Below are 10,989 nucleotides of genomic sequence, written 5' to 3' on the forward strand. Positions count from 1 at the left end.
CCCCGATCGGCGCTGGACGCCGACGTATTCGGCGTGGGACGACGAACTCCCGTCGTGGCTACCGAAGACCGCCATCGCATCCGTCACGCGGACACCGGCTGCCTGGACCACTCGGCGCCAGGCCATCGAACGCACCTACTGCGTCTTGAACACATCCGCACTGCAGGACGCGCTGTCGGTGGCTGCTGCCCGAATCGTGTCGGGAACGGCCGCGAGGGTGACCTCGACCGAAGTGACCCTCGTCGACGGCACCCACCTACGCGGAAAGGCGGTGATCGACGCGCGCGGTACCGCGGGTCTCGCCGGCCTGGCGGAACAGACGGCATTCGGGGTCATCGTCGAAGGCGCGACCGGTGAGCCGCTGTTGGAGGGCACCGGTGCCTGGTTCATGGATTGGCGGCGCGACAACGGCACCCAATCAACGGACACCCCGAGCTTCCTGTACGCGGTCGCACTGGGGCCGGATTCGATCCTTCTGGAAGAAACGTGCCTCGTCGGGCGACCCGCACTGGGATATCGAGAGTTGCAGAGCAGGCTGACCACCAGACTGACCAACCGAGGCGTGACCCTCACTGGCGGTGAAACCGTCGAGCGGGTGCGATTCCCCGTGCAGGCTCCCCCTCGGACTGCAGCCGACCGGGGAACCATTCGGTTCGGTGCCCGGTCCTCCACAATGCATCCCGCGACCGGATACAGCGTCGCAGCATCGCTCTGCGCCACCGACGGACTCGTCGATGCACTCGTTGCCGGCCGGAGGGTCGGGACCCTATCGATCTGGACGGTGCAGCGGCTGCGCAACCTCGGCCTCAGAACGGCGCTCGGACTGGACCCCGAACTCGTTCCGCACTTCTTCGCCAGCTTCTTCGACCTGCCGGCAACCCTGCAGAAGTCCTATCTCTCGGGGAGATCCGACGCTGCCGGAACCGCGCACGCGATGACGAGCATGTTCCCCACGTTGCCCACAGCCGCGCGCATCGCGATTGCCCGCACGCTGGTGCGTTCGTGACCACATCGAGGGTTGCCCTTTCATCCCACGCGATTCTCGTGAATCATGGGCCTCATGCGTAGCATCTGGAAAGGGTCGATTGCCTTCGGACTCGTCAATGTCCCGGTGAAGGTGTACTCAGCCACCGAAACGCACGACATCCGGTTCCATCAGGTGCACGGGAAGGACGGCGGCCGGATCAAGTACGACCGCGTGTGCTCCGAGTGCGGCAAGTCCGTCCAGTTCGCCGACATCGACAAGGCGTACGACTCCCCCGACGGAGAACGCGTCATCCTCACCGACGAGGACTTCGACAAGTTGCCTGCTGCGGAGAAGCACGAGATACCGGTACTGGAGTTCGTGCCGACCGAGCAGATCGATCCCGTTCTGTACGACAAGAGCTACTTCCTCGAGCCGGACTCGTCGTCGCCCAAGGCCTACGTGCTGCTGCGTCAGACGCTCCTCGAGACCGAACGCACCGCGCTGGTGCACTTCACTCTGCGGCAGAAGACGCGTCTCGCGGCTCTGCGAGTACGCGACGACACCTTGGTCATCCAGACGTTGCTGTGGCCCGACGAGGTCCGCGCGGCCGAGTTCCCCTCGCTCGACGACGCTCCCGAAGCGCGCGCGCAGGAAGTCAAGATGGCAACAACACTGGTGGAGAGCATGTCTTCGGACTTCGATCCGACCGAGTACACCGACGACTATCAGATCGAGCTTCGCAAACTGATCGACGACACTCTTGCCAACGGTGGCGAGAAGGTAATCCACACCGAGCAGGAACCGTCCGACGACGGCGAGGATGCCGAGGTGGTCGATCTGGTGGCGGCCCTGCAACGCAGTGTCGAAGCGGCCGGCAAGAACGCGAAAAGCGCCTCACCATCCACTTCGAAGGACACCGATTCGAAGTCGGGCGATTCGGAAAACGGGCAGGCGAAGGGAACGCCGGCCAAAAAGGCTCCGGCGAAAAAAGCCGCCGCCAAGAAAGCACCTGCGAAGAAGACCGCAGCAAAGAAGACGGCAGCGAAGAAATCCACCGCAGACAGCAAAACGACCCAGGCGCGCAAAGGAGCCTGAGTCGCCGGCGCGGTGCCAATCGGTTACGCGACCACCGACGGCGCGACAGGAGGGCCCGAGGGCACTTGTCACGCCGGTGACGCGATTACCTACACGGTGAAGCCGAGCGCTCTGAGCTGCTCACGACCATCGTCGGTGATCTTGTCGGGGCCCCACGGCGGCATCCACACCCAGTTGATCTTCAAGTCGGAGCACAGTCCGCTGCGCACCAGTGCGCCGCGAGCCTGGTCTTCGATGACGTCGGTCAACGGGCATGCCGCCGATGTCAGCGTCATATCGACGGTGACGATTTCGTCGGAGTCGATCTTGATGTCGTACACCAAGCCGAGGTCGACCACATTGATGCCGAGCTCGGGATCGACGACGTCACGCATCGCTTCCTCGAGATCTTCGAGCACCTTGATCTCCTCGGGAGTCAGCGGCACTGCCGGTGTCTCGGTCGCCGTGTCGGCGGGTGGTGTCTGCTGTGTCTCGCTCATGATTGTCCTCCGGATCGTGCGGATGCTGCCGACCGCTCCTGCGCCGTGGCGACGACAGGTGGGGCTTCTACTATTCGAACAACGGCATCCTTGAAAGCCATCCATCCGAGCAACGCGCACTTGACGCGCGCCGGGTACTTCGATACCCCGGCAAAGGCAATTCCGTCGCCGATGACGTCTTCGTCACCTTCGACGCTACCCCGACTGCTGACCATTTCGCTGAACGCGTCGACAATTGCCATCGCCTCGGCGACAGGGTGCCCGACCACCTGATCAGTCAACACCGAAGTCGCTGCCTGGCTGATCGAACATCCCTGTCCGTCGTACGAGACATCCGCGATGGTTCCAGCGTCGTCGATGTGCACTCGCAGCGTCACTTCGTCGCCGCATGTCGGGTTGACGTGGTGCACCTCGGCACCGAACGGTTCGCGTAGTCCGCGGCCGTGCGGGTGCTTGTAGTGGTCGAGAATCACTTCCTGGTACATCTGTTCCATACGCATCGCTACAGACCGTCCCGGCTTCCGAAGAACCGCTGCGCACGTTCGATCGCGGCGACCAACGCATCGACCTCGTCCATCGTGTTGTACAGCGCGAACGACGCTCGTGCCGTAGCCGCCACCCCGAAGCGTCGATGCAATGGCCATGCGCAATGGTGGCCGACCCGAATCGCCACACCCTCGTCGTCGAGGATCTGGCCGAGATCGTGCGCGTGAATACCCTCGACGACGAACGACACCGCGGATCCGCGATCGACGTTCTCGGTGGGACCGATGACGCGTACGCCATCGAGGGACGCGAAACGTCTCAGCGTCGCGCCGACGAGGGCATGCTCGTGCTCCGCGATCGCGTTCATGCCGATCCGTTCGAGATACTCCACCGCCGCACCGAGCCCGACAACCTGGCTGGTCATCGGTACGCCGGCTTCGAAGCGCTGCGGAGGCGGCGCGTACGTCGTCTTCTCCATGGTGACGGTCTCGATCATCGAACCGCCCGTGATGAACGGGGGCATCGCCTCGAGTAGTTCCGCCTTGCCGAACAGAACACCGACGCCCGAGGGGCCGAGCATCTTGTGGCCGGAGAACGCCGCGTAGTCAACGTCCAGATCGTGCAGGTCGACGACCATGTGCGGTACCGACTGGCATGCGTCGAGTACGACGAGCGCCCCCACCTCACGAGCCCGCCGCACCAGTTCCGTCACCGGCGCCACAGCGCCTGTCACGTTGGACTGGTGGGTGAATGCAACGACCTTGACTGCCGGAGTCAGTTCGAAAGTACCGAGATCGATGCGACCATCGTCGGTAACGCCGTACCAGCGGAGCGTGGCACCCGTGCGTCGCGCGAGCTCCTGCCACGGCACGAGGTTGGCGTGATGCTCGAGCTCGGTGACGACAATTTCGTCACCGGGGCCGACGCAACGATCAAAACGGTCGTCACCCAGGACGTGCGTGACCAGGTTGAGCGACTCGGTCGCGTTCTTGGTGAACACCAGCTCGTGTGAATCGGCGCCGACGAAGCGCGCGATCGCCGAACGCGCACCCTCGTACGCGTCCGTCGCCTCCTCGGCGAGCTGATGCGCACCTCGGTGAACGGCGGCGTTGCACGTGAGAAGGAAATTCCGCTCGGCATCGAGCACCTGCACCGGGCGCTGCGACGTGGCCCCCGAGTCGAGATACACCAGTGGCTTGTCGTCGCGGACCGTGCGACCCAGGATCGGGAAGTCCTGCCGGATCGACGCCACGTCGACTGCGAGGTTCGACAGAGCTGCGGGTGCAGCCATGGTCATGCTCCTGTTGCCGCAGCCTGAGTGAATGCCGTGTAGCCGTTCGCCTCGAGCTCATCGGCCAGTTCGGCGCCGCCGGACTGCACGATCTTGCCGCCCACGAAGACATGCACGTGATCAGGCTTGATATAGCGGAGAATGCGCGTGTAGTGGGTGATCAGCAGAACGCCGCCGTTCTCGCGCTCCCTGTAGGAGTTGACGCCCTCGGACACGACGCGCAGAGCGTCGACGTCCAGTCCCGAATCCGTCTCGTCGAGGATGGCGATCTTCGGCTTCAGCAATCCGAGCTGAAGGATCTCGTGACGCTTCTTCTCACCGCCGGAAAAACCTTCGTTGACGCTGCGCTCGGCGAACTCGTCCTTGATTTCGAGCTCACCCATGGCGGCCTTGACCTCTTTGACCCAGAGGCGAAGCTTCGGTGCGTCTCCGCGCACAGCAGTGGCTGCGGTACGCAGGAAGTTGGACATCGAGACGCCGGGAACCTCGACGGGGTACTGCATCGCGAGGAACAGGCCTGCGCGAGCGCGCTCGTCGACACTCATCTCGAGGACGTTCTCGCCGTCCAGCGTGATCGATCCCGAGGTGACGGTGTACTTCGGGTGCCCCGCGATGGCGTAGGACAACGTGGACTTGCCCGATCCGTTGGGACCCATGATGGCGTGCGTCTCGCCCGAGTCGACCGTCAGATCGACGCCCTCGAGGATGTTGATCGGCTCGGCGGTGGCATCGGTGTTTGCGACACTGACGTGCAGGTCGCGGATTTCCAGCGTGGACATGAAATTTCCTTCGCAGTGTCGAATGAGTTCTAAGCGCCGGTGACGGCGAGTTCGGCCTCGATCGCGGCGTCGAGACGCTCGCGGACCGCAGGAACCGGTATACGGTCGATGATCTCGTGGAAGAAGCCCCGCACGATCAGACGACGGGCCGCTTCTTCGGAGATTCCTCGGGCGCGCAGGTAGAACAGCTGCTCGTCGTCGAACCGTCCGGTAGCGCTGGCGTGGCCTGCACCGAGAATCTCGCCCGTCTCGATCTCGAGGTTGGGTACCGAGTCGGCGCGGGCACCATCGGTCAGAACAAGGTTGCGGTTGAACTCGAACGTGCTGGTGTCCTCCGCTTCGGCGCGAATGAGCACATCGCCGATCCACACGGTGTGGGCATCGGTTTTGCCGGGTCCGGTTTCACCTTGCAACGCGCCCTTGTACAACACGTTCGACTTGCACTTCGGGGCCGTGTGGTCGACGAGCAGTCTCTGCTCGAGGTGCTGGCCGGCATCGGCGAAATACACACCGAGGAGCTCGGCGTCGCCGCCTGGCGCGTCGTAGTGCACGGTGGGGCTGACCCGAACGAGATCGCCGCCCAGGCTGACGTTGAAGTGCCGCAGCACCGAGTCGCGTCCGAGGCGGATGTGGTGAGCGCCGACGTGTACGGCGTCGGACTGCCAATCCTGAATCACCACGACCGACAGGTTCGCGCTGTCGTCGAGAACGAACTCGATGTTTTCGGCGTAAATGCCGCTGCCGACCTGGTCGACGACGACAGTGGCCTTGGCAAACTTGCCGAGGCGAATCTGCAGGTGCCCGTAAGCCACGGCATCGACGCCCGGTCCGCTGACGGTGATGTTGACCGGCTCGGTCAGTTCGTTCTCCGGTGCGACCGTGACCACGGTTGCCGAGGTGAACGCCGAGTAAGCCTGCGCAGCAACGCGATCTGCGGGGACTCCGGCCACGCCGAGCCGCTGGTCTTCACGACCCACCGTCTCGACGGTGACACCCTCGGCCGCCGACACCGTGATGTCGGCGTCGGCAGTGGCTACAGCAGAGCCGTCGTGCAGCCCACGTAGTCGGCGCAGTGGGGTGAAGCGCCACAGTTCGTCACGGCCCGAGGGAATTTCGAATGCACTTACGTCGTAGGACGTGAACTGGGCACCCTTGTTCGCGACGAGCTTCGTCTTGTCTTCTCGCGCGCCGACGCCGTTGCTCGGGTTCTCCGATGCAACGGCGCCCTGCACGCCTGTGAGCGGGTTGGTCAACCGACCGATCCTTCCATCTGGAGCTCGATGAGCCGGTTGAGCTCGAGCGCGTATTCCATGGGCAGTTCGCGAGCGATCGGCTCGACGAAGCCGCGAACGACCATTGCCATCGCCTCGTCCTCGGTCAGACCACGACTCATGAGGTAGAACAGCTGCTCGTCGCTGACCTTCGAGACGGTCGCCTCGTGACCCATCGAGACGTCGTCCTCACGGATGTCGACGTACGGGTACGTGTCCGAGCGCGAAATCGTGTCGACCAACAGCGCGTCACACTTGACCGTCGAGCGCGACCCGTAAGCACCCTTGTTGATCTGGATCAGACCGCGGTAAGACGTACGTCCACCGCCGCGGGCAACGGACTTGCTGACGATGTTCGACGAGGTGTGCGGTGCGAGGTGCAGCATCTTCGAGCCGGTGTCCTGATGCTGGTCCGGTCCGGCGAACGCCACCGACAAGACCTCCCCCTTGGCGTATTCCCCGGTCATCCACACTGCCGGGTACTTCATCGTGACCTTGGAGCCGATGTTGCCGTCGACCCACTCCATCGTGGCGCCTGCCTCGGCCTTCGCGCGCTTGGTCACGAGGTTGTAGACGTTGTTCGACCAGTTCTGGATGGTCGTGTAACGGCAGCGACCACCCTTCTTGACGATGATCTCCACGACCGCCGAGTGCAGCGAGTCGGACTTGTAGATCGGCGCGGTGCAGCCCTCGACGTAGTGCACGTATGCGCCCTCGTCGACGATGATGAGCGTGCGCTCGAACTGACCCATGTTTTCGGTGTTGATGCGGAAGTACGCCTGCAGCGGGATGTCGACGTGGACGCCCGGCGGGATGTAGATGAATGAGCCACCCGACCACACGGCCGTGTTGAGGGCGGAGAATTTGTTGTCGCCGGCCGGAATGACGGTGCCGAAGTACTCGCGAAACAGCTCGGGCTGCTCTTTGAGAGCGGTATCGGTGTCGAGGAACAAAACACCCTGTGCCTCGAGATCCTCGCGGATCGAGTGGTAGACGACCTCGGACTCGTACTGAGCGGCGACGCCCGAGACCAGACGCTGCTTCTCTGCCTCGGGGATACCGAGCTTGTCGTACGTGTTCTTGATGTCCTCGGGCAGGTCATCCCAGGTGGCGGCCTGCTTCTCGGACGATCGAACGAAGTATTTGATGTTGTCGAAATCGATGCCGTCGAGGTCCGACCCCCAGTTTGGCATGGGCTTGCGATCGAACGTCTTCAAAGCCTTCAGGCGCGCCTCGAGCATCCACTCGGGCTCGCTCTTCTTTGCCGAGATGTCTCGGACCACGGCTTCGGATAGACCGCGCTTGGCGCTGGCACCGGCCACGTCGGAATCGGACCAGCCGAAACCGTAGTTACCGAGCGACGCGATGGTCTCGTCCTGAGTCATCGGTGCTGCGGGAGTCAACGGTGCTGCGGGGGTGACCTGATCTGGTGTGACGGTCATGCGAGCTCCTTCCGGAGGCTTGTTCGATCTCCGGTGCGGGGCTGCGCACCGGGAGTTGAGGGGGTGATGCGTCGAGAGGCGGAGCGAGGGGTGATCGAAATCTGTTCTCGTGCGGTATTGAGAGGAACGTGGGTGGTGCAAGCGCAATCGCCGTTGGCAATTGTCGCGAGTCGCTGCACGTGTGTTCCGAGCAGCTCGGCGAATGCAGCGCGCTCTGCATCGCACAGCTCGGGGAACTCCGAGGCGACGTGCGAGACGGGGCAGTGATGCTGACAGATTTGCACGCCGTTGCCCACCAGCCGCGTCGACGCCGCGAACCCAGCAGCAGTGAATGCGTCCGCGATGCGGTCGGCTGCCTTTTCGACGTCGGCAGGCCGGTCACCGTCCGCGGGTTCGACATCGGCGACGATCGCGTCGACTCGCTGCCGGGCGAACGTCTCGATGGCAGCGTCGCCACCGATCCGACGAAGCTGACGCATGGCGGCGCCGGCGAGATCGTCGTACGTATGACCGAGACGATTGCGCCCGACCGAGGTGAGCTGGAAGTGCTTTGCCGGACGTCCACGACCACGCTGCCGCAGGGCCGTCGCCGGGGCAACCCGGGCTTCGCCGTTGTCGATCAGAGCGTCGAGATGTCGCCTGACACCCGCTGCGCTGAGGCCGAGCCGCGAACCTATTTCCGACGCGGTGATCGGGCCTTCTTCGAGCAGTAGAGTGACCACAGCACGGCGGGTTCGACCCTCGTGACCGGCACCGGAGTGCACCGCGGCAGCCGACGCCTGCGACGGAACAACCGTGCCGTCGGGGGCACCTGCTTCCGCGCGTGGAGTGCTGGCTGATGTTTTCACAACACCAGTGTGACGGAATTGCGCGCACCGGTCCAGCAAGGGTGCCCTTCTTCACGCGGGGGCGGGACCTGGGAATATTCGCGGCTCGCCATTGGTTGGTCGGTCTCTGCACCCGCACAACGGCATCGGTGTTCCGGTTGCGCGAACCCGCACGGCTACGCTGCCAACGTGCCACCGACCGCAGACGAACGAAGCGCAGAAGAGACTCCGCCGGAGACTGCCTCGTCGGCCGCGCCTTTGGAGGATCACTCCGGAGGGTTCTCGGACGCAGGACGGTTTCGACAGGCAGGGCGGTTTCGACAAGCAGCGGAACGACGCGTCGTTCGTCCGTTGCGCCGTGTCGTCGGCCTCGATACCGAGCAGACCGCGTCGAGCGTGTCCGTGCTACACGGCGACGAAGCAGAGGCGCCAGGGCTGAACAGGGCCGAAACCGGTCAATTGCGGCTGATCCGACGCTTCGGCGCGGCCGGGGCGATCCTGATGGCTTTCGGCGCCCTCGGCGCCGGCGCGCAGCCGGTGTTGCAGAACCCCGTAGTCGGCATTCGCCTTCTCAGCCTTCCGTCGCGAATGGCGAGTTCGGCGCTCACCGTCACCATGACCGGCACGGTCATGGTCGTCCTCGCGTGGTTGTTGCTCGGCAGATTCGCCGTCGGAAGCCTGCGTAACGGTCGCGTACCTCGCCGGCTCACGCGATCCCAACTCGACCGAACCCTGCTGCTGTGGATTCTTCCGCTCTGTGTCGCTCCACCCATGTTCAGCCGGGACGTCTACTCGTATCTCGCGCAGAGCGAGATCACGGCGCGTGGGCTCGACCCGTACGCGATCGGCCCGGCAGGCGCCCTCGGCGTCGACAACGTTCTCACCCGGACGGTGCCCAACATCTGGCGCGATACGCCCGCGCCCTACGGACCTTTGTTCCTGTGGATGGGTAAGGGGATCACGTGGTTGACGGGCGAGAACATCGTCGCCGGCATCTTTCTGCACCGCCTGTTGGCTCTGGCCGGGGTGGCGATGATCGTCTGGGCATTGCCCAGGCTCGCTCGCCGGTGCGGCGTGGCCGCGGTCAGCGCACTGTGGCTCGGTGCCGCCAATCCCCTGCTCCTCTTTCATCTGGTAGCGGGAATTCACAACGAAGCTCTGATGATCGGTCTGATGCTGGCAGGCACCGAACTGGCCTTGCGGGCGATCGAATCTTCGGCGCCGCTTCGAGGCGGTTCCGTCGCACTGTTGTTGTCCGGGGCCGCACTGATCGCGCTCTCGTCGACGATCAAGATCCCCTCCCTTCTGGCCTTGGGCTTCGTCGGCATGGCGCTGGCGCGGAGGTGGGGTGGTTCCTTCAGATCGGTTGTCACCTCGGCGGTGTTGCTCGCCGCCATCAGCGTCGCGGTCATCGGCGGTGTCAGTATCGCCAGCGGTCTCGGCCTCGGTTGGATTCACACCCTAGGCACCGCGAACGCCGTCCGCAGTTGGATGTCGATTCCGACCATCCTGGGTCTGGGTACCGGTTTCGTCGGTGTACTGCTCGGCTTGGGAGATCACACGACCGCCGTACTGAGCCTCACGCGTCCCATCGCAGCCGTCGTCGCGGGTTTCGTCGCGCTGCGCATGCTCGTTGCGGTCCTGAAAGGGCGTCTGCACCCGGTCGGCGCGCTCGGTGTGTCGCTGGGCGCGCTCGTCCTACTCTTCCCTGTCGTGCAGCCGTGGTACCTGCTGTGGGCGGTCACCCCGCTTGCTGCGTGGGCCACCACCCGAGCCTTCCGTGTACCGGCGATCGCGTTCACGTCCGTGGTCAGTGTCATCCTCATGCCCAACGGCAGCGAGTACTTGCCGTTCCAGATCGTCCAAGCTGCAGTGATGACAATCCTGACCATCGGAATTCTGTTTCTGCTCACCCGTTCACGCCTGCCCTGGCGCGACACCACCGGACCACCGGAACACGACCGACCGGCCGGGGAATACGCTGGTTCCTCGTGATCGCCCACGCGTCGCAGTCGACGCAACCCGCCGTGTTCCTGTCCGATGTACGCAAGTCGTACGACGGAGTACCCGCGGTCGATGGTCTGGGATTCGTCATCGAGCAGGCGCAGGTTCTCGCACTGCTCGGGCCCAACGGCGCGGGTAAGACCACGACGGTCGAGATGTGCGAGGGCTTCGTCACTCCCGAGTCAGGCAGCGTCCGTGTTCTAGGCCTCGACCCCGTCACACAGTCTTCACAGCTCAGGCCGCGGATCGGCGTCATGCTGCAGGGCGGCGGGGCCTACCCGGGGTCCAAGGCCGGCGAGATGTTGAAGCTGGTGGCGTCGTACTCGGCGAACCCGCTCGACCCCGATT

11 protein-coding genes are annotated in these 10,989 nt (G+C 64.2%); 4 read left to right on the top strand and 7 right to left on the bottom strand.

Annotated features, from left to right (window positions below):
- Together WBQ44_RS00495 and ku are read left to right on the top strand one after the other, a co-directional pair.
- Positions 1–1,006 (top strand): lycopene cyclase family protein (locus tag WBQ44_RS00495; protein WP_495564777.1); only part of this gene is annotated, 1,006 nt, incomplete at its 5' end.
- Positions 1,007–1,060: 54 nt separating this feature from the next.
- A complete protein-coding gene (gene ku / locus WBQ44_RS00500) occupies positions 1,061–2,062 on the top strand; it encodes a non-homologous end joining protein Ku (protein WP_495564778.1) in 1,002 nt (333 codons plus the stop codon).
- A gap of 89 nt (positions 2,063–2,151) precedes the next feature.
- On the opposite strand, the gene WBQ44_RS00505 is transcribed toward ku, so the two are convergent.
- From WBQ44_RS00505 to WBQ44_RS00535, 7 genes are read right to left on the bottom strand one after another with little or no spacing between them, the layout of a single operon-like run.
- Positions 2,152–2,541 carry a metal-sulfur cluster assembly factor gene (locus WBQ44_RS00505; protein ID WP_495564779.1) on the bottom strand — a complete coding sequence of 130 codons (390 nt, stop codon included), beginning with the start codon at positions 2,539–2,541 and terminating at the stop codon, positions 2,152–2,154.
- Positions 2,538–3,041, bottom strand: a complete 504-nt coding sequence (gene sufU / locus WBQ44_RS00510) for a Fe-S cluster assembly sulfur transfer protein SufU (RefSeq protein WP_495564780.1) — start codon at positions 3,039–3,041, stop codon at positions 2,538–2,540. The genes WBQ44_RS00505 and sufU overlap by 4 nt, the downstream gene beginning before the upstream one ends.
- 2 nt (positions 3,042–3,043) lie before the next feature.
- A complete protein-coding gene (locus tag WBQ44_RS00515) occupies positions 3,044–4,318 on the bottom strand; it encodes a cysteine desulfurase (protein WP_495564781.1) in 1,275 nt (424 codons plus the stop codon).
- Between the two features lie 2 nt (positions 4,319–4,320).
- Complete coding sequence (gene sufC, locus WBQ44_RS00520) at positions 4,321–5,097, bottom strand: Fe-S cluster assembly ATPase SufC (protein WP_495564782.1); 777 nt, start codon at positions 5,095–5,097, stop codon at positions 4,321–4,323.
- 29 nt (positions 5,098–5,126) lie between these two features.
- Positions 5,127–6,350: a Fe-S cluster assembly protein SufD gene (gene sufD / locus WBQ44_RS00525; RefSeq protein ID WP_495564783.1), complete on the bottom strand. Its 1,224-nt coding sequence runs from the start codon at positions 6,348–6,350 to the stop codon at positions 5,127–5,129.
- Positions 6,347–7,753 (bottom strand): Fe-S cluster assembly protein SufB, encoded by a 1,407-nt coding sequence (gene sufB, locus WBQ44_RS00530; RefSeq protein ID WP_495564786.1) that lies wholly within the window; start codon positions 7,751–7,753, stop codon positions 6,347–6,349. Before sufB ends, sufD begins: the two co-directional genes overlap by 4 nt.
- A gap of 53 nt (positions 7,754–7,806) precedes the next feature.
- Positions 7,807–8,658: a helix-turn-helix transcriptional regulator gene (locus WBQ44_RS00535; RefSeq protein WP_495564784.1), complete on the bottom strand. Its 852-nt coding sequence runs from the start codon at positions 8,656–8,658 to the stop codon at positions 7,807–7,809.
- A 330-nt stretch (positions 8,659–8,988) separates the two neighbouring features.
- On the opposite strand from WBQ44_RS00535, the gene mptB reads away from it, so the two are divergent.
- Together mptB and WBQ44_RS00545 are read left to right on the top strand one after the other, a co-directional pair.
- Complete coding sequence (mptB, locus tag WBQ44_RS00540) at positions 8,989–10,632, top strand: polyprenol phosphomannose-dependent alpha 1,6 mannosyltransferase MptB (protein WP_495564787.1); 1,644 nt, start codon at positions 8,989–8,991, stop codon at positions 10,630–10,632.
- Positions 10,629–10,989: ATP-binding cassette domain-containing protein (locus WBQ44_RS00545; protein WP_495564785.1), on the top strand; the 361-nt coding region annotated here is incomplete at its 3' end. The genes mptB and WBQ44_RS00545, both read left to right, overlap by 4 nt.

Origin of the sequence: Rhodococcus sp. (in: high G+C Gram-positive bacteria) (assembly GCF_049591685.1) — a bacterium.
Classification (GTDB): Bacteria; Actinomycetota; Actinomycetes; order Mycobacteriales; family Mycobacteriaceae; genus Rhodococcoides.